Source organism: Pseudomonas sp. 06C 126 (assembly GCF_001855215.1).
Taxonomy (GTDB): domain Bacteria; phylum Pseudomonadota; class Gammaproteobacteria; order Pseudomonadales; family Pseudomonadaceae; genus Aquipseudomonas; species Aquipseudomonas proteolytica.
The window spans coordinates 16,757-41,729 of sequence record NZ_MIFU01000076.1 but is presented as its reverse complement, the minus strand read 5'-3'; the positions used below and the strand labels follow the sequence as shown (position 1 = coordinate 41,729).

The window sequence follows — 24,973 nt, the reverse complement described above, 5'->3', positions numbered from 1 at the left end:
GCCCATGCGTTCTCTTTTCAGCAGGGCGGCAAGGAAATTTCCGAGACTTTTGTCGGAAGCGTTCCGTGGGCTGCCCGATCGGTGGTGTTTAGCATTCTCCAGGCAAAGAAAGCTCCTGCGACAAGTCACGGTGTTGACACACAACGACCTGCGCAAGAGGCCTTGTTCATAGAGAAAGCGGAGCCCCACCTTGAAAACTTTAAGCAAAGTGTTATTGCCAATGGCCGGCCTGTTGATTGCCGGCTCGCTGCAGACTGCTAGCGCTGCCAACGGCACCGTGAATTTCACAGGGGAGATTGTCCAGTCGACCTGCGCGGTTGTTTCCGGTGATCAAACCAAAACCGTGGTCTTGGGCAAATACCCGACCAGTGCCTTCCCCAAGACCGGTGCAACCAGTGGCGCCAAGGCGTTCACCATCAGCCTGGAAAAATGCGAGGCCGGTGACTACTCCCTGCGTTTTGACGGCAATACCCCGACCGGTAATCCGGACCTGCTGGCTGTTACTGGGGGCGCGAAGGGCGTAGGCGTGGAAATTCTCGATAACAACAGCGCCATCGTCCCCATCACCCAGGACGTGGCTGCCCCGGCCAGTGTCACCATTGCGGCCACCGGCACCAGCCCGGGGGCTGCGACATTCAACCTGCGGGCCCGTTACCGCTCATTCCAGGATGTAGTGACAGCGGGCCAGGCCAACTCCAACGCCACGTTTACCATTCAATACAAGTAAATCGCTGGTTCTGATGGGGCGTGAAAGGCTCATCGTCATCATGAGTAGTTGTTATGAAAGTTTTAACTTGTTTTCCCCTGCTTATGTTTTCGATGAGCGCTTATGCTGGCATCCAGGTTGATGCAACACGCGTAATTTATAACGGTGGCAATCAGTCTTCCTCGCTGTCGATTAAAAACGACAGTGACGATACCTATATGGTGCAAAGCTGGTTGGATACTGGTGATTCAACGCAAAATCCCAAAGGGTTGCCAATAGTGGTAACGCCGCCCATCTTAAAGTTGGCTTCGAAAAAGGAGGCTGTCCTGCGGTTTATCTACTCCGGCCAGGGCTTGCCGCAAGATAAAGAGTCGTTGTTCTGGATTAATGTTCAGGAGATACCACCGGCACCGAAAGTGGAGAACGTGTTGCAGGTTGCCATTCGCACACGGATCAAGCTGTTCTACCGCCCGGCAGCGCTGAAGATTGATTTGTACAAGCAGGCGCAAGCCCTTAAGTGGCAGCGGCACGGTGACGGCGTCGTGGTGACTAACAACGGGCCGGCCCATGTCACTCTGGGGACTCTGAACTTCGCGAAAAACGGTCAGCTCGGGTGTTCCCTCAATGGTGACATGTTGATGCCTCTGGGCAACTTGCGTATTGCATTGCCGCCCGCATGCCGAATGGCCCGCGAACTTTCATTCAGTTTTATCAATGACTACGGTGGTCACACCGAAATCAAAGACATTAGGCTCGATCGTTAAGTCTGTCATGAGGTAGTGGTCGTGGTGTTTATCTCAACGCGCATAAGTGTGGCCGGTCGTCAGGCGGGGTTATGTTTGACTTGTCTGTTACTGAGCAAAATTTCCGCTGCGCAAGAGCAATATAATGCCTCTTTTATACGGGGTGATGCCGCGGTTGAAATGGTCAGCCAGTTGGCTGCCGGCGATGACATTCTGCCCGGCACTTACTTGTTTGATATTTATCTTAACGACCAGCAGATCGATCAACGTGAACTGACGTTTGCCCGTCGCGAGAAGGACTCGGCAGTTGCCCCATGCCTGAGCATGGAGGATTACCGCGAGTACGGCGTGCGGTTGCCAGTGGCCAATGAGCAGCCAGGTTGTTATGACTTGGTGAGTACCATGGGCGAGGTGAAAATGGCGATTGATGCCGGGGTTCACCGCCTTGACCTATATGTTCCGCAGACCCATCTGATCGCACGTCCGCAGGGGGCGGTGTCTACGAAGCTGTACGACCAGGGCATCAACGCTGGCTATCTGAACTACAACCTCAATGGCACCCAAAGCCGTAACCGCTTCAACGGAACCAATGCCAAGGCGGATTACTATTTCGCCAGCGTCAACAGTGGCATCAACCTGGGGCCATGGCGTCTGCGCAATGATTCTACGGTTGATCGGCAACCTGAAGCAGGTACGCAGTGGCGTAACATCGCGACGTGGGCAGAGACCGATATTGTGTCCTGGCGCAGCCGCTTGATGATCGGCCAGGGCAGTACCGGTAACGTCATTTTCGATAGCTTCTCGTTCAGCGGCGTGCAGTTGGCAAGCAGCAGCGAAATGCTGCCGGAAAGCCTGCGTGGCTATGCCCCGGTGATTCGCGGCGTGGCGGCCAGCAATGCCCGGGTCGAAATCCGTCAGAACGGCTACACCGTCTACAGTACACAAGTGCCTGCTGGCCCCTTTGCCTTGAACGATGTGTATCCCGGCACCCTCAGCGGTGACTTGCAGGTCAGTGTGATCGAGGCCGACGGTACGAAAAAGGTGTTTACCGTACCTTACTCGGCCGTGCCCAACATGCTGCGCGACGGTATCACCGACTACCAACTGAATCTGGGCCGTTACCGTGACGGGCGTAGCCAGTACCAGCCGAACTTTATCCAGGCAGGCGTGGCCCGAGGCTTATCGCGAGATATCACGCCCTATGGTGGTGTGCTGGTGGCGCAGAACTACCGGGCCGGGGTTGTGGGCGTCGGCAAGAACCTGGGCGCCTGGGGGGCGTTGTCCCTCGACCTGTCGTTGTCGGATACGGATCTTGCCAGCGGGGATAACAAGCGCGGGCAAAGCGTGCGCTTTCTGTACTCCAAGTCCTTGAACACTTTGGGCACCGAGTTCCGCCTGGCCGGCTACCGCTATTCCACGGCCGGCTACTACGACTTCAACGACGCTGTAGCCGAGCGTGACCGCTGGGACTCGGGTGTATACCGCCATGACTACCTGGACGACAGCCAGAACTACCGTGGCGTGCCCGAATGGACCGAGGCGCGCCAGCGCAGCTACTACGCCAGCAGTTTCAACAACAAACGCCAGCGTCTGGACCTGTCGGTGAACCAGAGAATCGGTGATGTTTCCAGTCTCTACCTCAATATCAGCAATCAGAGTTACTGGGGCGAGGTCGGGCAGGACCGGACTGTGCAGGCTGGTTTCAATAGTGCCTATAAAAACATCAGTTACGGCCTGTTCGTCCAGGACACCCGCAGCAATATGGTCTATGGCGAGCGCAGTGTGAATCTCACGCTGTCGCTGCCATTAGGAACGGGTGGGCGCTACATCAACTCCAGTTCCAGCGTCAGCCATACCAAGCGCACAGGCACGACCTACAACACCGGCATCAATGGCACGCTGCTTGATGACAGTCGTTTGAACTATGGCGCCCAGGTCAGCCATAACGCGCAGGCAGGCAGCAACAGTTCGGTGAACCTCGGTTACCAGGGCAGCAAAGGAAACGTGGACTTCAACCACAGCTACGGTCGCCAATACCAGCAGACATCCCTGGGTATGGCGGGCGGTCTGGTGGTACATGAAGGCGGTGCGACTTTGACCCAGCCGTTGCATAACACCCTGGTGCTGGTGGAGGCCAAAGGTGCCGAGGGCGTGGGCCTGGACAACCAGGGTGGCGCCGCTATCGACAAATCCGGCTTTGCAGTGATGACATCCGCGATGCCTTACCGGCAGAACCGCGTGGGCCTGCGCACCGAAGATATCGGTGCGGGCCTGGAAATCCCCATGCCAGCACGAGATGTGGTGCCCACCCGCGGTGCGATCGTACGCGTCAAGTTTGATACCCACCAAGGCCGTAACGTGTTGGTGCACAGCAAGCGTCCCGACGGCTCGGTCCCGCCGATAGGCGCTACCGTGTTTGGCCATGACGGCAGAAGCAACGGCGTGGTGGGCACTGATGGCGAAATCTTTATTTCCGGTGTCGCCGATGGCGACCGCCTGCTGGTGAAGTGGGGCAGCGGGGCAGGGGACGCCTGTTCATTAGTGTTGCCGGGCAATCCCGGCAACATGGCGCAACCTACCCAGGGCTATGACACCGTTTCACTGATCTGCAACACCGTCCCCGAGGCACCGCTGCCATGAAGTCTACGTTTGAAAATACCCTGAAGTTGCTGGCTCTGTTATTGGCTATGTGCTGGTCCCAAGTGGCTTTGTCCATGACCTGCAGCACTGCTCTCGGCGGCTCCACCGAGGTACTTAACATGGGTGCGATAAAGGTCACGCCAGCCCAGGTGAGGGCCGGTGCGGAGATCTGGCGCTCGGCAACGATAAGTCGGCAGTTTATGTGTTCTGAACGGCCAAACAGTCTGAATGAAGACACACTCAAGGCGTTTTTTTTTCTAGATCCAATCAGCACGGTGTCAGGGCTGGATCGGTCCCTGGAAGTCGGTGTGACTTATCTGGGGCGCAACACCAAGGCTTCCCACGGCTCCAGAATCAACCTTGGGACGGCCGTAAACTGCACGCCGTTCTGCGAGCCAGGCAGCACAATGACTGGTTACAACCGTTACTACGCGCTACCCATCAGTGTGTCATTTCAGGTGCACGTTAAGTTGACCGGAATAACCCCGCCGGGCAGCGGCAAAATAGCCAACCCTGGCACCCTGACAGTGCTCAGGCTGGCAGGAGGCAACGATACGTTTGGCAACTTACCGGCCAGCAATTTTGCAACCACACTGTCAGGCCTCAACACTGTGTCGTTCACGTCCTGCCAGCCGACCATCACCGTCACCGGAAACAGCGGTGCAACCGTTGGCTTTGGGTCTATCTCACAGAAGAACGCGGTGCTCAACAAGATAGAAAAACAGGTGCCATTCTCGGTCAACGTGAACATGAGCAGTGTCGATAATGGCCAGGCCTGCCCTGGCGCGACGATGCAGGCGGCGTTCAGTACCACTTACACAGTTCGCGACCAGACCACCATCCTGCCTGCCAGCAACAGTGGCTTTGGCATCGTGTTGGCGCGGGCGACGGCACCCACTGTGCCGATTGTCATGAACCGTATCGTCGACCTGGGCCTGGTCAATGGCACCGTGGTGCAAAACCGTTTCACGGCCGGGCTAAAATGGCTCAGTACAACCCCCAGGGTGGGGCCTTTCACGGCCTCCGCGACCGTGGATATCACCTTCAAGTAATCGGCCTGATCTGTCTGGAGTGCGTTCAATGATGTCGTTGCGAGTACTGGTGCTCGATGCCCAGCTGTCTTCGCGCAAGCTCAAGGTTGCATCACTCGGCGCGCTGGGCACGCGGGCGGTCTATCAGGCCAGCCACTGCGATAAGGCGATGGCGATCCTGCGCCAGGTTGACGGTGTGGACATTGTAGTATGTGAACTCAACAACGACACATTGGCGCGTTTCGACTTTCTGCTGGCGGCTGCCAGGGACGGTCTGGTCAGTGCCGTGGTGCTGTGCTCGGCGCTTGCACCGCAACTGCATCGCGCCTTGGAGCGGATCAATCTATTCGCCAGGATCAGCCTGGCGGGTGTGGTCGGGCCGGATGCACCCGTCCAGCAGTGGCATTTGATTTTGACTCACTATATCCGCCGTAAAACCATGTCCCATACGCTCCCAGCGATCCTGTTCAAGCTGCCCACCGAGTACGAAGTCAGGCAAGGCCTTGCCGCCGGGCAGTTCAACGCCTGGTTCCAGCCCAAGTTTGATCTGCGGCGCGAGGCATTGTGTGGCGTCGAGGCGCTGGTGCGTTGGGAACACCCCAGTCGCGGGGTGTTGTTGCCTAGGGATTTTCTCTCGGCGGTGCTGGCGTACGACTTGATCGATGACATGTTCAAGCAGGTGTTTAGCCAGGGCCTGGATTTGCTCGATGCCTTGGGGCAGGGCGGTAGGCATCTGGAAGTGGCGTTTAACCTGCATGCTTCGCAGTTGGCCAGCTTCGATCTGCCGAGCTACGTCGAGGCCGCCTTGATCGAGCGCAAGTTGCCGGGCAGTGCGGTGTCGTTTGAGATAGCCCAAAACGGTTTGCTGGACATGAGCCTGGCGACCATGGCCAGCCTATTGCGTCTAAAGGGGTTGGGGTGTGGTTTGTCCATCGATGATTTCGGCGTGGGGTTTTCTTCCCTGACCTTGCTCTGCCAACTGCCGTTCAACCAACTCAAACTCGACGCTTCATTGGTTGAGGAGCTGTCGGACGAAAACAGTCGGGCGATGCTGGCAACCAGCGTTGCCCTGTCCAGGGCCGTTGGCATGAGCCTGATGGTCGAAGGTGTCAGCAGCCAAGCTATCCAGGATACTGTGATTGCCATGGGCGGCACATTTGCCCAGGGGTTTCACCTAGCCAAGCCGATGACGGCCAAACGGCTCCTGCACTGGTTGGGCAGTACCGCACCCGCTGTTGAATAAAAATAATAGGGCCGATGTGGAGCGGACTATGCTTGTACGGCATTCCCGTCACTTGATATTCCTCCCTCGACGTCTTTGTCACTTTGGCAAATTGGATAAGTGAGGTAACTATGCGTAAAGCGTTGGTCGTGGATGATCATCCCATCGTGCGTGCAACCGTGAAAATGGTCTTGCAGTACGAGCATTTTGACGTGATCGTCGAGGCCGCCGACGGTGCGGATGCCGTGCAGCAGGCTCGCCAGTTGCAGCCTGATCTGGTTGTGCTGGATATCTCGATGCCCAAGCTCGATGGTCTGGAGGCCATACGCCGGATTGTCGACTTGAATATTGGCACGCGGATTCTGGTCCTCACTTCCCTGGAACCTGCTTTGTACCTCAAGCGCTGCATGGTGGCCGGTGCGGCGGGCTTTCTGTCCAAGGTCGATGATCTGGATGACTTACAGCGTGCGGTCAATGTGCTGATGTCTGGTTACACCCATTTTCCCAACCTGACCATCGGTTCGGTGCGCCGCAGCGACAATGAGATTGATGAGGCTCGGGTCATCGACAGCCTGTCGGACCGCGAGTTGGTGATTTTCAAGCACCTGGCGCAGGGCCGCAGCAACAAGGAAATAGGCGATTCAATGCTGCTCAGCAACAAAACCATCAGCACCTATAAAACCCGGCTGCTGGAGCGGTTTGAGGTCACCTCAGTAGTTTCGCTGGCGGAAGTGGCCAAGCGCAACAGTATTGTGTGATGAGCCGCGTCAGGTTTTTTCTCGCCGCCACACTGCTGGCCAGTCTGCCTTTGGCCCAGGGCGAGACGCTGTCAGCGTCGGTCGGCCCCCATGAATTTGATTTGAGCTTCAAAGTGCACACCGGCGCCGACACAGGGTTCTACCTGCTCATGGCGTTGACCAGTCTTGTCTCGATAGTTTGCTGGCATGGTGCCTGTGTGTTCTGGCGACGGCGCAGGCTGGATGGCAACCGAGTACTGGCCGCCCAAGTGGCCGCAATGCGATCAATGCTCGATAACACACCACAGCCGGTATTTATCCGTGACGCTCAGGGGCGGCTGGTTGCGTGCAACGACAGCTATCTAGATTTCCTGTCCACGGACCTGGATCAGTTGCTGGGCAAGAAGGTAACCGACGGCAAACACATGGCCCCGGATGAGGCCGCGCAATATCATGCGTTCTACCTCAAAGTGATGCGCAATCGCTTGCCTGAAATCGGCGGCGGGATCCTGGTCGCACCCTTTGGTCAGACGGTAGCGATTTTTCACTGGATATTTCCGTGCTTTGATACCCAAGGCAACGCGATCGGTGTGATGGCGGGGTGGATCGATGTCAGCGACCGTCAGCAATTGGTTGACCAGCTCAAAGCCTCGCAAAAGGAAGCCGAGGATGCCAACAAGGCGAAGACGACTTTCCTGGCAACCATGAGCCATGAGATCCGCACGCCGATGAACGCGGTGCTGGGCATGCTGGAAATGGCATCCAAACGTGCCGAACAGGGGATTGTCGACCAGGTTTCGCTGGACGTCGCGTCTAGCGCCGCCAACGGCCTGGTGGACCTGATCGGCGATATCCTCGACATTGTGCGCATTGAGTCCGGGCAATTGAACCTGGCTCCGGGGCGGGTGAATCTGCAGGAGTTGTCTCGTTCGGTGGCACGAATTTTCGACGGGGTGGCACAGCAAAAATTCCTGGACCTGCGGGTCGAACTCGACAGTCGCGCCGACTGCGACGTGTGGGTGGATTCGCTGCGCCTCAAGCAAATCCTCTCGAACCTGCTGAGCAATGCGATCAAGTTCACCGTTATCGGCGAAGTGCGCTTCTCACTACGTTGTGTCGTGGTCGGGGGCGGCGAGGAGTTGGACCTGATCTTCAACGTCATGGACACCGGGATCGGTATTTCCCAGGACGATCAGGCCCGATTGTTCAGCCCATTCAGCCAGGTGGGCAACCCTGCTGATACGATGCGTACTGGCTCCGGTCTGGGTCTGACGATTACCCGTACCTTGTGCGAGATGATGCATGGCCAGTTGTCCCTAACCAGCAGCCTGGGAGGGGGTACCGATGTCTCGGTGGCGCTAAGGTTGCCGATCCTTGAGCCGGTAGCACCGGCAGCTGTACCTCTGGTTGAGCCGGTGCAACCCGCCAGACGTCTGCGGGCGCTGGTGGTAGATGATTACCCGGCCAACCGTGTGCTGCTGTCCCAGCAACTGACTTACCTGGGGCACGATGTCAGTGATTCCGAGGACGGCGCCCATGGGTTGCGCGCTTGGCGCAAGGGCGCCTTTGATGTGGTGATCTCCGATTGCCATATGCCGATAATGAACGGTTATGACCTGGCTAGCGCTATCCGCGCAGAAGAGGCGCGCTTGCAGTTGCCCCGTTGCCTGATTATCGGCCTTACCGCTAATGCGCTGCCGGAAGAGAAACAGCGCTGCCTGGATTCCGGCATGGACGACTGCCTGTTCAAGCCCATCAGCCTTCGCGATCTGAGCGAGCGCCTGGTATCGGCTCGCCCCAGGACACTGGCGGCCGAACTTCAGGTGGCGCAGTTGGGACAAGGCCAGACACTTGATCTGAGTACCTTGAGGCAATTGGCTAGAGGCGACGAACAGGCAATCAGCACGCTGGTGCGGGACCTGGCAGACAGCCTGGACAGCGACAGGGTGCGATTGCTCGAAGGCTATGGCACAGGAGATCTTAAAGTGCTTGCCGAGCTGGCTCATCGGGTCAAGGGGGGGGGCAGGATCGTGGGTGGGCAAAACGTCATCATCCACTGCACCCGCCTGGAGGCGGCTTGCCAAATCAGGGAGCCGGCCCAGCTTGAAACCGCCGTCACGGCCTTGACACAAGCCATGGTGACACTGAGCGCGGAGCTCAAAAGATTAGGCTGAAGTCGGTTTTGGAGAACTTTCCATCCATCACCGGAAACTTCCGATAAATGCATGGAGTTTTCTATTTCCATTTAGGAGTCTTCCTAGATACGCCGGCAAGAGGCGCCGTGAGAATGGGCGCATTCCCATCTCATGTGTGATTTGTCATGTCCTTTCTTCCCATCCGCGTTCTGGTCGTCGAGGAGCATCCCTTCAAGCAACTGGTAGCTACTCAGGCATTTAAGGAGGCGGGGTGTGATTGGGTGATGGCTGCGGCCGATCTGGCCGCTGCGCTCGCGTTGCTTGATCGTGCAGGGCCGGTGGATATCGTGCTCTGCACCTTGAAGAAAGAGGGTATGCAAGGGTTGACGGTCCTTGAAGTGCTCAGTCGCACTCTTCAGGTCAAGTCCGCCATCATCTGCAGTGGGCACACCCAGGATCTGCATGACGCCATCGAACGCATGATCGGCCTGCTTGGGGTCGGCGTCCTGGGTTATGTCGATGTCCCGGTGCGAGCGGGTGCGATTGCTTCGATGTTGACGCGCTATCTGGAAACGACGGTGGCTCCTGCGTCTCAAGTCGCCAGGGAGGCGGGGGATGTACTCGCCAGCAAGGCTTGCCTGGAGCGCGCTATTGCACGTTCTGAAGTTCAGGCTTTCCTTCAACCCAAGTTCAATTTACTGACGGGCGAAGTCGGCAGCCTTGAAGTGCTGGCGCGCTGGCAACATCCACAGCACGGCGTATTGTGCCCGGCGGATTTCCTGCCGTTGATCAGCCGGTTCGACTTGATGGATGAGTTGTTTTTTGCCCTACTCGAGCAAGCGCTGACGTTCTTGCGGGAGGCACAGGATCAAGGGTACATGCTGTCGCTGGCGTTCAATCTGGAAGCCGCGCAACTGGCTCACGAATCCTTGCTCCCCCGCCTGTGCGAAGTGCTGGAGCGCCACGCCATCCCGGCGTCGCGGCTGACTTTCGAAATCACCGAAAGCGGCTTGCTGGAGGTCTCGCCCGGCGTGCTTGAAACCCTGATCCGCTTGCGGATGATGGGTGCCGGCCTGTCCATTGATGACTTCGGCATCGGCTACTCCTCGCTGGAGCGTCTGTGCCAGTTGCCGTTTACCGAAATCAAGCTAGACGCCAGTTTTGCCCGCGATCTGGATTCCAGCCCCCGTAACCGCGCAGTGATCAGCAGCACCTTGGCATTGGCGACCGCGCTGGACATGATGGTCGTGGTCGAAGGTGTCGAGCACGACAGCCAGCGCCAACAACTGCTCAAGCTGGGCTGCCAACAAGGCCAGGGTTATCTCTGTGCACGCCCCATGAGCACTGCATCTGTGTTGCCCTGGCTGGCAACGAAGCTGGCGTCGCACAACACTCTATGATGATTCGCAAGTAGGGGCTTCCCATGTCAAATCCGCGTTTGCGCATCGTGCTGGTCGATACCGATCCAGGGCGGCGAATGAGCATCGAGAAAGACCTCGGTTCTTTGGGATATCACCGGATCGTACCGGTCTCTTCGTTGCCAGAATTGATCGCGTTGCTGGACAACGCGCTGGATGTGTTTGACCTGCTGGTCATCAATGCAGAGACCGTTGGTGACGCAGGAACAGGATTCAATCAGTTGATGGATGAATACTCATGCGTCAGACACTCGCTGATCTATCAAGGTTCGGTCCTTCAGATGCTTCCATTTACCAACATACGCTTCAAGCGCTATGGTTTTCTGGCTTCTGGCGTTCCTGATCGGTCTAACTTGGAGCACGTTATGAGCCGGGTTGATGCACCGCTCCAGCCGATCAGGCCATCCTGCGAACAACGCAGGTGTGAAGGGGATTGCAGGGGCTAGACTGAAACAGTCAATTGCCTTCTTGGAGCATCCCGATGGCCTACAAAAACACCATCTGCCTCTGGTTCGACGGCACAGCTCTGGAGGCTGCCAGATTCTACGCCGCCACCTTCCCGGACAGCACCGTAGATGCCGTGCACACAGCGCCGGGCGATTATCCCGCGGGCAAGCAAGGCGATGTCCTGACCGTGGAATTCACCGTCATGGGCATCCCGTGCCTGGGCCTCAATGGCGGGCCGGGTACCCAGCACAACCAGGCGTTCTCATTCCAGGTGGCCACTGACGACCAGGCCGAAACGGATCGCCTGTGGCAAGCGATTGTCGGCAACGGCGGCGAGGAGGTTGCCTGTGGCTGGTGCCGTGACAAGTGGGGCCTGTCCTGGCAAATCACCCCGCGCGTGCTCACGGCAGCGATCATCCATCCCGACCCCGCGGCGGCCAAGCGCGCATTCAATGCAATGATGGGCATGGTGAAAATCGACATCGCCGGCATTGAGGCGGCGCTCAAGGGTTGATGAGACTCTGGTATAACCTGCGTTTTCAACATGCAGTAACGGCAAGGGAATGCGTATGAAATTGACGGCCCAGAGGCTGGTCGAACTGGCGATGGTCAACCCCATCAACGCTGAACTGGTGGCGCGCCTGCCAGCCCTTGGCCTGGACCAATGCCTGCTGACGGCAGGTTGCCTGTTCCAGGCGGTGTGGAATCATCAGGCCGGGCTGAGCCCCGATTGGGGGGTGAAGGATTACGACGTGTTCTACTTTGACACCGATATGTCCTGGGAAGCCGAGAATGAGGTGATTGAGCGCGCCAGCGAGCTCTTGCGCGATCTGGATGTAAACATTGAAGTGAAGAACCAGGCGCGTGTACACCTCTGGTATCCGCAGCGGTTCGGCATGCCTTACCCGCAATTGCACACAGCCCGGGGTGGGGTAGATCGCTACTTGGTGGCGGGCACTTGCATCGCCTTGGCCGTGGACACGGGGGAAATCTATGCGCCCTACGGCCTGGCCGACGCCGAGCAGGGAATACTTCGGCTCAACCCCATCACCCCGCAGCCAGAGCTGTTCGAGCACAAGGCCAGGAGCTATCAGGCTCGCTGGCCATGGCTCAGGATTGAAGACCCACACATTGCGTAGAGACGGACTCGTTCACGGCTACGACGGTTGTACGCGTTTCTCGAGGGCCTCTTCCTCATAGCGCCTTATTGCTTCATTCACGATGCTGTCGATTTGTGGTGAGTAATTCTCGATATTGGCCTTGCCGCTTTTCAGATAAAGCGCGTGGTACATCAACTGGTCGCTCAAGGTTGAGTACCAGTTTTCATCATCCCCCACTAGCGGCAAGATCGATTCGGCGGAGTACAGCAAGAACCCAACAAAGTACTCATATTGTTCATATTCCTCGCTGCCCGGCTTAAAGCTCTCGAATCGCGGAGACTCAATGGGGTAGGAGGCAGCGGAAAATTTCGGGTTTGCAAAGGCCAGGGAAATGTAGTCTTTGTAGATGGACTTGGCCGAAGCCAGTTTCGATTCATTCAACTGATCGTAGGCAACGAATGCCGCACTAAAGGCAACCGTCAATGTGAAAAAAGATGAGACTGCGCTGAATTTTTCATACTTTTGCTCTGATGGGACTGCGGCCCATAGCTTGTAAAAAACAAGCAGTGCCCCAACGGCCGCGATAACCAGAAAAATCATTTGGAACTATCCTCTTCAATACAGAAATATCGACTGTTCTTAATACTTCGGATACGGCTGATTCAATCAGCGCAGATCGAAGTGGCTGTTCTTGAACCGCTCGTAGTTATCCAGGGCCAGTGCCACGATCCTCTCCCTGACATGCCCTGTGTAAGCCTCCCATTGAGCGCGGTTGTAACGTTTGATAGCCCGCAGCACATACCATTCAATGTTGTTCATTGCATCGTCTGGACGCCGGGGAGTGCAGGCTTTGAGCAATGTGTAATAAGTGTGGTAGTCGACTTTTTCGCTTTCAACCGAAGCACTGTTCGGATTGAAGAGGGTCTTCGAGTACGCAATGACCTCCAGCAACGTTTCGATCTCATGCTGCGCGATTAAGCGAAGCAGAGCGTCAGGCTGCTCCAGCGCGGTTTTATGTTGTTCGCGAATCATTGGTTCGGTAATTTCTTCGAACCAAAGCTTGTGGTTGTACTCGGGAGAGGCTTTGATTTCTTCGCCGTTCGGGCCAAGTAAATGCGCGAGCGTGAACTGCGTGGTGTGTGCCCTGATTTTTTCCTTGATGGTAGCCTGGTTCTCGTTGAGACTGCCCTTGATCACCCCATCTAGTCGCTGATCCAGTTGTTTTTGGGGCACGTCGCCGTCATTCACTGCCAACGCCGAAAAGAATGGAATTTGGTACGTCCCTGCCAACTCGTTACCGTAAGTGTAGAAACCATACATGCACGCAGCCTGATTGAGCCAGGATCCAGAAACAACGCACTTGACCGAAGACTTTGGCCTATCGCTGGAATTCTGATCTACGACTAGGTCGATAATTTTTTCTGCCAGTTTGTCTTCAACGAAAACATAGATGAAGGGAATGAACTTCCCTACCATTGAGCCTGTGCGCGTGACTGTTTTTGTGCCGATGGTACCGATACTCATCCTATTGCCTTTTGCAAGTGACAGACCTTACGAGTGAAGCGTTGTCAGGATTTCGCTATCGGCAGATGAACGTGAGTCTTTAGGCTCGCAGCCCACACTCACTTATCCCGACGCCCTGGAATCGCCACCCGGCTGGTGGTCTTCACCTCGCGCAGCGCCAGGCTCGACTGGATCGAGGCAATCCCCAACTGGCGCCGCAGCACGCTTTCGACAAAGTCGCTGTAGCTATCCAGATCTTCGGCCAATACCTGCAACAGATAATCGGCATCGCCGGTGATTTTGTGGCAGGCCTGCACCTGCGGCAGTTGCTTGATCACGGCCTCGAAGGCCTCGGGCGTGTGGTCGGTATGGGTGGAGAAGCGGATGTGGACAAATGCCATGATATCCAGCCCCAGCTTGCGACGGTCCAGGTTGGCCTGGTAATCCTTGATCACGCCTTCTTCCTCCAGGCGTTTGCGTCGGCGCCAGCACGGCGTGAGGCTCAAGGACAGGCGTTCGCTCAATTCAGCGTTGGAAATGCTCGCGTCTTCTTGCAGCAGGGCAAGAATGGCCAGGTCGGTGTCGTCAAGCGTGGGGCGGTTGGATAGATTTTTCTTCATTGTCTTTTTTTTGAGGAAATATTCCCGATAAAGCTAGCATTGCGAGAAGTAAAAGCAAAGAAAGCCCCTCAAGCCCCGAACAAAATAGACGCCTGAACCTCATTAGGCGGATATCTTCCCATGTTGACTGTTTTCAGCGATTCCCACCGTTTGCACCATGGCACCGAACTTAAAGATGGTGTCCTCAAGCCGTCCTTCGAACAGCCGAGCCGGGCCGATACCGTGCGTGATCGGGTCAGGCATGTCGGCTTGGGCGATATCATCGTGCCGCGTACGTTTGATCGTGCCTGCTACGTCAACGCCCACAGCGAGCGCTACGTATCCTTCCTTGAAACCGCCTGGGCACAGTGGACAGCCGTAGGCCGCAGCCATGACGCTTTGCCCCTGGTCTGGCCGGTACGTGACTTGGCCAATCAACAGGTGCCGGACTTTATCGATGGCAAGCTCGGCTTCTTTGCCATGGACGCCGGTTCGCCGATCACCGCCAACACCTGGGACGCGGTGAAGACCAGCGCCGATATTGCGCTTACAGGCCTGGCCTTGATTGATGAAGGCCACGACAGCGCCTTCGCCCTGTGCCGCCCACCTGGGCATCATGCTGCGCGCGAATACATGGGCGGTTATTGCTACCTCAACAACGCCGCCATCGCCGCGCAACAGGCAATTACCCAGGGCGCGCAGCGGGTGGCAGTGCTGGATGTGGACTTTCACCATGGCAATGGCACACAGAACATCTTCTATGACCGCCCGGATGTGATGTTTATCTCCCTGCACGGCGAGCCTTCGGTGTCTTATCCGTACTTCTCAGGTTTCCATACGGAGCAGGGCACGGGTGCCGGTGAAGGGTTCAACCTGAACTATCCATTGCCCAAGAACACCAGTTGGCAGGCCTACAAAAGCGCGTTGCTCGATGCCTGTAAAAAACTGCGCGACTTTGCCCCGCAAGTATTGGTGATCTCCCTGGGTGTCGATACGTTCAAGGACGATCCCATCAGCCATTTCCTGTTGGAAAGCCATGACTTTCTCGGCATGGGCGAGATCATCGCCAGCGTCGGCGTGCCCACGCTGTTTGTGATGGAGGGTGGCTATATGGTCGACGAGATCGGCATCAATGCGGTCAATGTGCTGCACGGCTACGAGAGACAACGCGCCTGAGGATTCAACGCCCAAAGTCCGAACCACGTTGACCCGAACAATAAAAAACCTTCGATATTTTTCTGCCAAAACTCAAAAACATAAGAGCAAGAGGTTTTGTGATGAAAACATCTGCACCCGGGCTGGAAAAGCCTGCGCTTCAACGCACCCTCAGTAATCGTCATATTCAACTGATGGCCATGGGCGGCGCGATTGGTACGGGCCTGTTCATGGGCTCGGGAAAGATCATTGCCTTGTCTGGCACCTCGATCATCCTGATCTACATGATCATTGGCCTGTTCGTGTATTTCGTCATGCGGGCCATGGGCGAGTTGCTGTTATCCAACCTGAACTTCAAGAGCTTCGCGGACTTTGCCGGTGCGTACCTGGGGCCGCGCGCGGCGTTTTTTCTTGGCTGGTCCTACTGGTTGAGCTGGAGCGTGGCGGTGGTCGGGGACGCGGTGGTAGTGGGCGGGTTCTTCCAGTACTGGTTCCCCAATGTGCCGGCCTGGCTGCCGGCCATAGGCATGATGCTGACGCTGTTTGCCTTGAACGTGCTGACCGTAAAGTTGTTCGGTGAGGTTGAGTTCTGGTTTGCGATCATCAAGCTCATCGCGGTTGTGACGCTGATCGGTGTGAGTGTGTTGCTGATCGGCAGTTCATTTGTTTCCCCCACGGGCGTAACGGCGTCGCTGGGCAACCTCCTGGATAAACAGGCGGTGTTTCCCAACGGCTTGCTCGGGTTCTTCGCCGGCTTCCAGATGGCGATCTTTTCCTTTGCCGGCACCGAGCTGATTGGCACAGCGGCAGCGGAAACGCGCTCGCCGGAAAAAACCTTGCCCAAGGCCATCAACTCGATTCCGCTGCGCATCATCCTGTTTTATGTGCTGGCCCTGGCGTGCATTATCGCGGTCACCTCGTGGCAGGCGGTGTCACCGACCAAGAGCCCGTTTGTGGAGTTGTTCCTGATCGCCGGCTTTCCGGCAGCCGCCGGTATCGTCAACTTTGTGGTGCTGACCTCGGCGGCGTCCTCGGCCAACAGTGGGGTGTTTTCCGCCAGCCGCATGCTGTTCGGCCTGGCGGACCTGGGCAGCGCGCCAGGGGTGTTCAAGCGATTGTCGAAAAATAGCGTTCCGTTTGTCAGTCTGGCGTTTACCACTTTCCTGATGCTGCTGGGCGTATTGCTGCTGTTCATCGTCCCGGAGGTCATGACAGCGTTTACCATCGTTTCCACCGTGTCCGCGATTCTGGTGATTTTTACCTGGTCGACCATCCTGGCGTCCTACATCGCCTACCGTAAGAAACGCCCTGACCTGCATGCCGCGTCACACTACAAGATGCCGGGTGGCGTGCCGATGGCGTGGTTTTCCCTGGCGTTCCTTGGGTTCGTCCTGTGCCTGCTGGCGCTGCGTCCTGATACCCGATTGGCACTGTGTGTCATGCCGGGGTGGTTTATCTGGCTGGCGATTGCCTATCAGCTCTCGACGTTCAAAAAACGCTGGTCCTTGTCGCACTCCTTGTAAGGACCTGCTGCAGCGATCGCCAGCAAGCCGCCTCCTGTGGTAGCCCGATGGCTTTAACTCGGGCTTTTACCGCGTACCTGCAACGAATTTCGCTGTCCTGAGTGCTGGCAGGGTGCCACAATGCCATTTTGTCGCAGCACTAGGATCAGGCGAACCAAATGAATGGCCTTGGGCGTGAGCAGGACCAGGATTTTTTCATCGAAGAGCAGGTGCGCACTGATCGCCTGCGTCAGTTGTTTAGCCAATCATTCTCTGCGGTTTTTGGCAGTTATCTGGCCGCGGGCATGCTGTGCTGGCTGTGTTGGGACCGGCTTGATCCCCGCCTGATGATCGGTTGGCTGGTATTGCTGGCAGGCTCGTCGCTCCTGCGTGTGTCGATGTTCCTCCAGTATTTTCGCAGCCCCCGCAGCGAGCGCACGCCCCAGCGCTGGGAGCGTCATTACTGGATCACCCTGGTGCTGTCGGCCGGGATCTGGGGGGCAGGGGCCTTTGCCGTGATGCCCGCCGATGACCGGCTGACCCAGGCCCTGGTCATGCTCTTTGCCGTGGGAATGTCGGTCAGCGCGGTGTCGTGCTACTCGGCCTACCGTTACATGACCATAGTGTCCATGGCCCTGGTGCTGTTGCCGTGCACCCTGTGGCTGTTGTTTCAACCCTCCAAGATGCAGATGGGCATGGCTGTTGCCGTGCTGGTGTTCTCGTCATTTGTCGTGGGGGCGTCGCGTAAATTGTCCGAGGCCCTGGAGACGGCGTTTCGTCTGACCCGCGAAATAGAGCGCGCCCACAGTATTTCAACGCGCGCCGCCCAGACCGATGAACTCACCGGTTTGATGAACCGCCGCGCGTTCTTCGAAAATGCCCAGGTGCTCTATGACCAATGCAAGCGCACTCACCAGCCGCTATGCGCGTTGATGCTGGACATGGATCACTTCAAGGCGATCAACGACACCTACGGCCACCAGGCCGGCGATCAGGTGTTGCGCCAGATTGGCCAGGTGATCAGAGCGTCCTTTCGCCAGTCGGATATCTACGGTCGCCTGGGGGGCGAGGAGTTTGCGGTGCTGCTACCCAATACCACCCTGGAAGTGGCACAGGACATCGGCGAACAGTTGATCCGCGCCATTGCGCGCTTGACCATCGACCCGGTACAGGGATTGAGTGCGAGCCTGGGCGTAGCCCCGAACTATGCTGCGGGTGATGACTTGCAGCACTTGATGAATGCCGCTGACAAAGCCCTGTACCGCGCCAAGGCCATGGGGCGCAACCAGGTGGCGGTTGCGTCCTAGCTTCAATCCTTGCCCATGATCTTGGCCAGCACCCGGCAGATTTGGTCGGCGGAGTAGGGTTTGGCCAAGAACTCAAAGCCGTCGTAGCCACAATTGGCCAGCTCCTCGCTGTAGCCAGACGTCAGGATCACCGGCAGGTCGGGCCGGCGTCGGCGCAGCTCACGGGCCAGCGCCACGCCCCCCATGCCCGGCATCACCACGTCGGAAAACACCCCGTCGAAGGCCCTGGCATCCGGGCCGATCATCTCCAGGGCTTCTTCGGCATGGGTGGCCCAGACGGTCTGGTAACCCAGGTCCTGCAGGATCTGGTTGGCGAAGCGGCCTACTTCCAGATTGTCTTCCACGATCAGGATGCGCCGCCGCGCGGCGTCCGGATCCAGCTCCAGTGGTGCCTGGACCGTGTTGTCGAGGATCGACTCGGGCTCCACTTGTGGCAGGTACAACGTAAACACGGTGCCCTGGCCGAGCACACTGGCCACATCCACGTTGCCCCCCGATTGCTTGGCGAACCCGAACACCTGCGACAGCCCCAGCCCGGTGCCCTTGCCGACCTCCTTGGTGGTAAAGAACGGCTCGAAGATGCGTTCAAAGGTCGCCTGGGCAATCCCGCTGCCGGTGTCTGCCAGGGAGATTGCCACGAAGGGTTTGCCTGACCCGCCATGCCCGCGTATGCACGGCAATGGCTGGTCCCGGTCCAGGCGCAGCACCAGCGTGCCCTGGCCGTCCATCGCATCCCGGGCATTGAGGGCCATGTTGATCAAGGCCGTTTCAAATTGGCTGGAATCGGCGCAGACGTAACAGGCCAGTTCCGGCAATTGGACGCTGACATGGATTCGCGCGCCGGTGACCGTCTCCAGCATGTCGCCGATGTTCTGTACGCGCTGGCCCACATTGAACACTTGCGGGTTCAGCGGTTGGCGCCGGGCGAAGGCGAGCAACTGGCTGGTCAGCTTGCTGGCCCGCTCTACGGTATCGGTCACGGCGCTCATATAGCGCTGGCGGCGTTCTTCGGGCAGGTTGGGCATGCGCAGGAAGTCGACTGACGAGCGGATGATCGTCAGCAGGTTGTTGAAGTCGTGGGCCACGCCACCGGTCAACTGGCCGATGGCTTCAAGCTTCTGCGACTGGCGCAACGCCGCTTCAGTCTGGTTGAGCAGGGTGGTGCGTTCCACGACCCGCTGTTCCAGGGTCGCATTCAAATCGGCCAGTGCCGACAAGCCCTCGCGGACGATGGCATCGGCGCGCACCCGTTCGATATGCGCCCAGGAGCGCTCCGTGACCTCACCCAGCAGCGCCAGGTCGTAGGAAGACCAGCGGCGCGGCATGCGGTCGTGAATGGCCATCAGCGCGGTCAAGCGTCCGGACTTGATCAGCGGCATGCAAATCGTCGCCGTCACACCCAGAGCCTGGAAGGTCGCGGCTTCCTCGGGCGTCAGTTCCGTCAGGTTGTCATTAATGATCAACGGCTCACCGGCCTGCAGGCGCTCGACTGCCAATTGGCCGAAGTCGGCCAGGCGGTAGTGCCCGACAATGCTGGGCGAACCTTCTGCAGCCCAGTTGCCGCGAATGGTAAAGCCGTCTTCATCGGCCTCCATGTCGGCATAGGCGCAGTTGGACAGGTTCAGGTGGGTCGCCAGTATCTGTGTGGTGGCCGCCATGATCGCTGCAGGATCGGTGGCATTGGCTACACCGTTGCTGATCGCATCCAGCACGGCGAGGCGGCGGGCCATGAACACCGAGCCGGTAGTTTCGGTGACGGTATCGAGAATGCCCACGACGTTGCCGCAGGCATCGCGGATCGGGCTGTAGCAAAACGTGAAATAGGCCTGGTCCGGCGCATCACCACGCTCGACGATCAATGGGAAGTCTTCGATAAACGTTGCGTGGCCTGCAAATGCGGCATCGGCGATCGGGCTGATCTGGCTCCAGGCTTCCTGCCAGATGGTACTGAAGGGCTGGCCGAGTGCATCGGGTTTGCTACCAAGGATCGGGACGAAGGCGTCGTTGTACAGGGTGGTCAACTCGGGGCCCCACACCACCGCCTGGGGAAAGTGGGAGGCCAGGCTCAAGGACACGGTGGTCTTGAGCACATCCGGCCATTGGTCCATCGGCCCCAGGGGCGTGTTGGTCCAGTCGTGGCGGCGAACCCGTTCGGCCATTTCACCGCAGCCTTGTAGCCAGTCTGTCATCTACTCAACACCTAGTTCGTCCCACGTTGCGATATGGCACCGCAATATCAAACAACAGACCCGGGCAATGTCCGGCAGTTCAGCGCTACTGCACGCCCAGAAGTGCCGTCCAGTAAATCCCGGCGTCGCTTTTCGGGTCCAGCCCGTAGGCGGCACCCAATTCGCGAAACTGCGGGTTCATCAAGTTGGCGCAGTGCCCGGGGCTGGCGAGCCAGCCATCGACCACTTTGCGCGGCGTATCCAGGCCCGCTGCAATATTTTCACCGACCTGCTGGGCCACGTAGCCAGCCAGCTCCGCGCGGTCGCCCGGGGTGCGGCCGTCGCGGTCCAGATGGTCGAAGAAGTTGTGGTTGGCCATGTTGCGTGCATGACTGTCGGCGGCGCTTGCCAGTTGCGCGTTCCAGGCCAGTGGCGTGGTGGCGGCGAAAGCCTGCTCGCCACATTGGCGCGGTTGCTTGCGGGCGGCGTTGACCATCTCCAGCAGTTGCGGGCCGGCCTCCTGGGAACTGGCCAGGCCACGGCTCAGCAGCGGACGGGCGAGGACAATGCGCCAGTCCTGGCCATTGTTGCTGACGCCGATATCGACGAACTGCGGGTCCAGCACCACGCGGCAGAAACTCTCGCGCACCGCTTTCATCGCCGATTGCGCGTCGCGAGGCCCGGACAGGCTGATCGCCTGGACATTCACCATCGGGTAGGCCGCCTGGGCCAGGTCCTGCTGCAAATCGCCGGCATTATTGACCGGCAATACCAGGCGTGGGTCGACCGCCAGCGGCGGCAGTTCCTGGGAACCCTGGTCGCCACAGCGTTGCAGTTGGCTGCGGTACTGGTTGATTGAGTCGATCAATTGACTCTCTTCGCTCGCCGACGCCGTGGCGCAAAACACCAGGCTGGCGGCCAGCGTCGTAACACCCATCATCAATGACAGAACGCGCATGGACGTTTCTCTTGAGCATGAAAGTGCCCATGATGCGCGATCAAGGGGCGCAGATGCACCCCTTGGGCAACATTTTGCCCTCAGTTCTTGAATGCCGAGTGCTTGCGGCCCTGGTCACACAGGGCAAACACCACCACCAGCACCGAGGCGATAGCGAGGATGATCACCACACCGTCCGTCGAGTGCGTGGTCGAAGCGGCCACCATCGACAAGGCACCCAGCGGCGCCAAGCCACCGGCGATGGCCGTACCGATTTCACGCCCGGTACCAAAGCCCGAAGAGCGAGTCTGGGTCGGGAACTGGCGGCTGAGGAACGAACCTTGGGGGGCGAACATCATCGGCGCGAGGATCCCGGTGCCGATCCCGATGGCCAGGTAGATCATCAGGCTTTCACCGGTGTTCAGCAGCGCCAGGAACGGGTAGGCGAACAGCAGCGACAGCACGCCGCCCAGCACCAGTACCGATTTGCTGCTCCATTTGTCACACAGCCAGCCGAAGCACGGCACGGCGACAATGGCGACCAGGCTGGCAATGGTCACCGACAGCGAAGTGACATGCACGTCGACACCCTTGAACTGGGTGAGGTAGGCCAGGGAGAAGGTCTTGAAGATGTAGCTCAGGGCGTTGTAGCCAATAGCCACGAAGAACACCACCGCCAGGCCCTTGAGGTCGTTCTTGAACAGCGCCTTGAGCGGCGAGACCTTGGCCTTGGCCGGCTCCTGGCTCAACTCCTTGAACTCCGGGGTTTCCGGGATGCTGTTACGTACCCACAGGCCCACACCCACCAGGGCGATGCTGCAGATAAACGGGATACGCCAGCCACCGGCCAGCAGGAACTCATTGCCATTGATGGTCAGCAGGTACACGGTCAGCGATGACAGCAGCAGGCCGAGGTTCAAGCCCAGCGCCGGCCAGGCACCCTGGCTGCCGCGCTTGCCTTCTGAAGCATGCTCGTAGGAAGTGACCGCCGCGCCCGACAGCTCGGCGCCGGCGCCCAGGCCCTGGATGATGCGGATAAACACCAGAATGATCGGCGCCCAGATGCCAATCGAGGCGTAGCTGGGGATCAGGCCGATCAGCGTGGTGCACACGCCCATCATGCAGAATGTCAGCACCAGCACATGTTTGCGGCCGAACTTATCGCCCAGGTAGCCGAACAGAATGCCGCCGAAGGGGCGGGCGATAAAACCGATGGCGAAGGTGGAAAACGCCATCAGGGTCGCGGTCTTCGGGTCACTGTTATCAAAGAAGATCTTTGAAAAGACAATCGCCGCCATGGTCGCGTAGAGGTAGAAGTCATACCACTCCAGCATCGAGCCGAAGATGGTGGCGGCAGCGACCTTGCGCAGGCGTTTCTTCGTTTGTGCCGGGGTTTCCACCGTGGCGGGGTTATGGGCTTTTGCCGTCATGCTGTACTTCCTTCTCAGTCATTATATTTATTAGGGTGTTGCGAACGCGTTCAACTGTGGGAGCTGTCGAGCCTTGGCGAGGCTGCGATAGCGGTGGGTCAGGCGATATTTTTCTTGCCTGTGCCGCCGTCATCGCAGCCTCGCGGGGCGAGACAGCTCCCACAGGGGGTATTCAGTTGGGGGTGAACATGCGGTCGGCGATCATTTCGCCAATCGGAATGGCAGAGGTGGCCGCCGGTGACGGCGCGTTGCACACGTGCAACATGCGCGGCGTCTGGGCGAACAGAAAGTCGTGTACCAAAGTGCCGTCACGCATCACCGCCTGGGCGCGGATCCCGGCTTCGTAGGGCAGCAGATCGTCGAGTTCCAGGGATGGGCAATACTTGCGGCACTGCTCCAGGTAGCCGGACTTGAACAACGAGTTCTTCATTTCCACGCTGCCGGAGCCGAGGTTCTGCCAGATGGTTTTCCAGAAGCCGGGGAAGCGCGCGTACTCGGCCACATCCTTCCAGTTGACGGAAAACTTCTTGTAGTTTTCCCGACCCAGGCCCAATACGGCATTGGGGCCGACGGTGACGCTGCCATCGATCATGCGGGTCAGGTGCACCCCCAGGAACGGCAGCTCAGGGTCGGGGATCGGGTAGATCAAGTGGTTGACGATGTTGTTCTTCGACGCCGGCAAGCGGAAATACTCGCCACGGAACGGGATGATCTGGTGGTCGATATCAATCCCGGCCAGGGTCGCCAGGCGGTCCGATTGCAGGCCGGCGCACACCACCAAGTGCCGTGCCTGCCAGGCGCCATCGAGGGTGTTGACGGTGACTTTGTCGGTGTCTTCGGCAATCGCGGTGACGGTTTTTTCCAGGCAGATCTCACCGCCCTTGCGACGAATCACTTCGGCCATGGTTTCGCAGACCTGGCGGTAGTCGACGATCCCGGTGGCATCGAGGAACAACCCGCCCAGGCCGACGATATTCGGCTCGCGGGCGCGCAGTTGCTCGGCGTCCAGGCGTTCGACTTTCATCCCGTTGAGTTGCGAGCGCGCATACAGCGCTTCCATGCGCTGCACTTCCAGGGCCGTGGAGGCCACCAGTAACTTGCCGCACACCTCGAACTTGATCCCATGTTCGCGGCAGAACTGTTTGGTGGCCTCGGCGCCGCGCTTGCACAGGTCGGCCTTGAGGCTGCCGGGTGCGTAGTAGATGCCGGCATGGATCACGCCGCTGTTATGGCCGGTCTGGTGCTTGGCCAGCACCGGTTCCTTTTCCAGGATCACCAGTGATGCGTTGGGCTGGCGCTTGAGCAGCTCCATCGCGGTGGCCAGGCCGACAATGCCGCCGCCGATGATGCAAAAGTCATAAATCATGTGGGGGCTACCTAAATCAATACATTTCAGTCTGCTTATCAGGTTGTCAGACTAATGTTTTTGTTAAAAAAACGGCGCGCCCGCAGGCACGCTTTATCGGTATGGGGCGATCAGTGGGTCGCGGGCAGCTCCAGTTGCAGGCGTTTGGCGGCAGCACGCAAATGCGCTTCGGCGGCAGCGGCGGCGCCTTGAGGGTCGGCGTCGACAATGGCCTGGTACAGCGCCTGGTGCTCCTGGGTGGCATCGGCCGAGCCGCTGGCAAAGCGCGAGGCCGAGTTTTCCCAGGCGGTCTTGCGCGCGCTGGCCAACTGGCTGCGCAAAAAGTCGTGGAAGGCGACGAAGTATTCGTTTTTGCTGGCGTCGGCGATGGCGCGGTGAAACTCCACGTCGGCGAGGGCGGCGGCTTCAAAGTCTGCGCGCTTGTCGTGCATTTCCTGCAGGGCCCGCTTCATGCGCTGCAGGTCGCCCGCGTCACGGCGTTGGGCGGCAATGGAGGCTGCCTGGGTTTCGATCCACAAGCGCACTTCGAACATTTGCGCGAGGTCAGGGCGCCGGCCGTTCTTTTCTGGAAAGCGGAACACCGTACCGGCCGGGGTCTGCGAAATAAACGAGCCCAGGCCACGCCTGGCGGTCAGTACGCCATCGGCCTTGAGCTGGGCAATCGCTTCGCGCACCACCGAACGGCTGACATTCAACTGTTCGGCCAGTTGCTGCTCGGTCGGCAGGCGCGACTCGGGCGCCAGTTGTCCGGAGTCAATCTCGGCCCGTATGGCGCTGACTACACGCACGACGAGGGAATCTGGACGCTGGAGCTCAAGCATGGCAAA

At 58.5% G+C, this 24,973-nt stretch carries 22 protein-coding genes; 14 read left to right on the top strand and 8 right to left on the bottom strand.

Annotation, left to right across the window (positions count from 1 at the left end; genetic code table 11):
* Nucleotides 1–190 precede the first annotated feature (190 nt).
* The 11 genes from BHC62_RS10380 to BHC62_RS10330 all read left to right on the top strand — a co-directional run bounded on the left by BHC62_RS10380 (nt 191) and on the right by BHC62_RS10330 (nt 12,218).
* Nucleotides 191–727: a fimbrial protein gene (locus BHC62_RS10380; RefSeq protein ID WP_235861035.1), complete on the top strand. Its 537-nt coding sequence runs from the start codon at nt 191–193 to the stop codon at nt 725–727.
* A gap of 53 nt (nt 728–780) precedes the next feature.
* Nucleotides 781–1,470 carry a molecular chaperone gene (locus BHC62_RS10375; protein WP_070994968.1) on the top strand — a complete coding sequence of 230 codons (690 nt, stop codon included), beginning with the start codon at nt 781–783 and terminating at the stop codon, nt 1,468–1,470.
* Nucleotides 1,471–1,485: 15 nt separating this feature from the next.
* The gene (locus BHC62_RS10370; RefSeq protein ID WP_371128913.1) at nt 1,486–4,089 is read left to right on the top strand and encodes a fimbria/pilus outer membrane usher protein; all 2,604 of its coding nucleotides are present in this window, start codon (nt 1,486–1,488) and stop codon (nt 4,087–4,089) included.
* Nucleotides 4,086–5,141, top strand: a complete 1,056-nt coding sequence (locus BHC62_RS10365) for a fimbrial protein (RefSeq protein ID WP_070994967.1) — start codon at nt 4,086–4,088, stop codon at nt 5,139–5,141. Before BHC62_RS10370 ends, BHC62_RS10365 begins: the two co-directional genes overlap by 4 nt.
* A gap of 28 nt (nt 5,142–5,169) precedes the next feature.
* On the top strand, nt 5,170–6,363 hold the full coding sequence (locus BHC62_RS10360; RefSeq protein WP_070994966.1) for an EAL domain-containing protein: 1,194 nt from the start codon (nt 5,170–5,172) through the stop codon (nt 6,361–6,363).
* A 110-nt stretch (nt 6,364–6,473) separates the two neighbouring features.
* The gene (locus BHC62_RS10355) at nt 6,474–7,100 is read left to right on the top strand and encodes a response regulator transcription factor (protein ID WP_070994965.1); all 627 of its coding nucleotides are present in this window, start codon (nt 6,474–6,476) and stop codon (nt 7,098–7,100) included.
* Nucleotides 7,100–9,253 carry an ATP-binding protein gene (locus tag BHC62_RS10350; protein ID WP_070994964.1) on the top strand — a complete coding sequence of 718 codons (2,154 nt, stop codon included), beginning with the start codon at nt 7,100–7,102 and terminating at the stop codon, nt 9,251–9,253. Before BHC62_RS10355 ends, BHC62_RS10350 begins: the two co-directional genes overlap by 1 nt.
* Nucleotides 9,254–9,399: 146 nt before the next feature.
* Complete coding sequence (locus BHC62_RS10345) at nt 9,400–10,614, top strand: EAL domain-containing protein (RefSeq protein WP_070994963.1); 1,215 nt, start codon at nt 9,400–9,402, stop codon at nt 10,612–10,614.
* Between the two features lie 23 nt (nt 10,615–10,637).
* Nucleotides 10,638–11,078 carry a hypothetical protein gene (locus BHC62_RS10340; RefSeq protein ID WP_070994962.1) on the top strand — a complete coding sequence of 147 codons (441 nt, stop codon included), beginning with the start codon at nt 10,638–10,640 and terminating at the stop codon, nt 11,076–11,078.
* A gap of 35 nt (nt 11,079–11,113) precedes the next feature.
* On the top strand, nt 11,114–11,593 hold the full coding sequence (locus BHC62_RS10335; RefSeq protein ID WP_070994961.1) for a VOC family protein: 480 nt from the start codon (nt 11,114–11,116) through the stop codon (nt 11,591–11,593).
* A gap of 55 nt (nt 11,594–11,648) precedes the next feature.
* Nucleotides 11,649–12,218, top strand: a complete 570-nt coding sequence (locus BHC62_RS10330) for a nucleotidyltransferase family protein (RefSeq protein WP_070994960.1) — start codon at nt 11,649–11,651, stop codon at nt 12,216–12,218.
* An 18-nt stretch (nt 12,219–12,236) separates the two neighbouring features.
* Here BHC62_RS10330 and BHC62_RS10325 read toward each other — a convergent pair whose 3' ends face one another.
* From BHC62_RS10325 to BHC62_RS10315, 3 genes are all read right to left on the bottom strand, one after another.
* The gene (locus BHC62_RS10325) at nt 12,237–12,779 is read right to left on the bottom strand and encodes a hypothetical protein (protein ID WP_070994959.1); all 543 of its coding nucleotides are present in this window, start codon (nt 12,777–12,779) and stop codon (nt 12,237–12,239) included.
* A 66-nt stretch (nt 12,780–12,845) separates the two neighbouring features.
* Nucleotides 12,846–13,703 carry a hypothetical protein gene (locus tag BHC62_RS10320; protein WP_070994958.1) on the bottom strand — a complete coding sequence of 286 codons (858 nt, stop codon included), beginning with the start codon at nt 13,701–13,703 and terminating at the stop codon, nt 12,846–12,848.
* Between the two features lie 98 nt (nt 13,704–13,801).
* Complete coding sequence (locus BHC62_RS10315; protein ID WP_070994957.1) at nt 13,802–14,302, bottom strand: Lrp/AsnC family transcriptional regulator; 501 nt, start codon at nt 14,300–14,302, stop codon at nt 13,802–13,804.
* A 120-nt stretch (nt 14,303–14,422) separates the two neighbouring features.
* Between BHC62_RS10315 and BHC62_RS10310 the strand changes: the two genes are divergently transcribed.
* The 3 genes from BHC62_RS10310 to BHC62_RS10300 all read left to right on the top strand — a co-directional run bounded on the left by BHC62_RS10310 (nt 14,423) and on the right by BHC62_RS10300 (nt 18,245).
* Nucleotides 14,423–15,457, top strand: a complete 1,035-nt coding sequence (locus BHC62_RS10310) for a histone deacetylase family protein (RefSeq protein WP_070994956.1) — start codon at nt 14,423–14,425, stop codon at nt 15,455–15,457.
* Between the two features lie 101 nt (nt 15,458–15,558).
* Nucleotides 15,559–16,959 carry an amino acid permease gene (locus BHC62_RS10305; protein WP_029295096.1) on the top strand — a complete coding sequence of 467 codons (1,401 nt, stop codon included), beginning with the start codon at nt 15,559–15,561 and terminating at the stop codon, nt 16,957–16,959.
* A gap of 158 nt (nt 16,960–17,117) precedes the next feature.
* Nucleotides 17,118–18,245, top strand: a complete 1,128-nt coding sequence (locus BHC62_RS10300) for a diguanylate cyclase (protein WP_070994955.1) — start codon at nt 17,118–17,120, stop codon at nt 18,243–18,245.
* Between the two features lie 2 nt (nt 18,246–18,247).
* On the opposite strand, the gene BHC62_RS10295 is transcribed toward BHC62_RS10300, so the two are convergent.
* From BHC62_RS10295 to BHC62_RS10275, 5 genes are all read right to left on the bottom strand, one after another.
* Nucleotides 18,248–20,434: a response regulator gene (locus BHC62_RS10295; protein ID WP_070994954.1), complete on the bottom strand. Its 2,187-nt coding sequence runs from the start codon at nt 20,432–20,434 to the stop codon at nt 18,248–18,250.
* 85 nt (nt 20,435–20,519) lie between these two features.
* Entirely contained in the window at nt 20,520–21,371 is an 852-nt protein-coding gene (locus BHC62_RS10290) for a CAP domain-containing protein (RefSeq protein ID WP_029295102.1), read from the bottom strand.
* A gap of 80 nt (nt 21,372–21,451) precedes the next feature.
* On the bottom strand, nt 21,452–22,780 hold the full coding sequence (locus tag BHC62_RS10285; protein WP_029295104.1) for an MFS transporter: 1,329 nt from the start codon (nt 22,778–22,780) through the stop codon (nt 21,452–21,454).
* A gap of 172 nt (nt 22,781–22,952) precedes the next feature.
* Nucleotides 22,953–24,146 carry an L-2-hydroxyglutarate oxidase gene (gene lhgO, locus BHC62_RS10280; RefSeq protein WP_029295105.1) on the bottom strand — a complete coding sequence of 398 codons (1,194 nt, stop codon included), beginning with the start codon at nt 24,144–24,146 and terminating at the stop codon, nt 22,953–22,955.
* Nucleotides 24,147–24,256: 110 nt separating this feature from the next.
* Nucleotides 24,257–24,967, bottom strand: a complete 711-nt coding sequence (locus BHC62_RS10275; RefSeq protein WP_029295107.1) for a FadR/GntR family transcriptional regulator — start codon at nt 24,965–24,967, stop codon at nt 24,257–24,259.
* Nucleotides 24,968–24,973 lie beyond the last annotated feature (6 nt).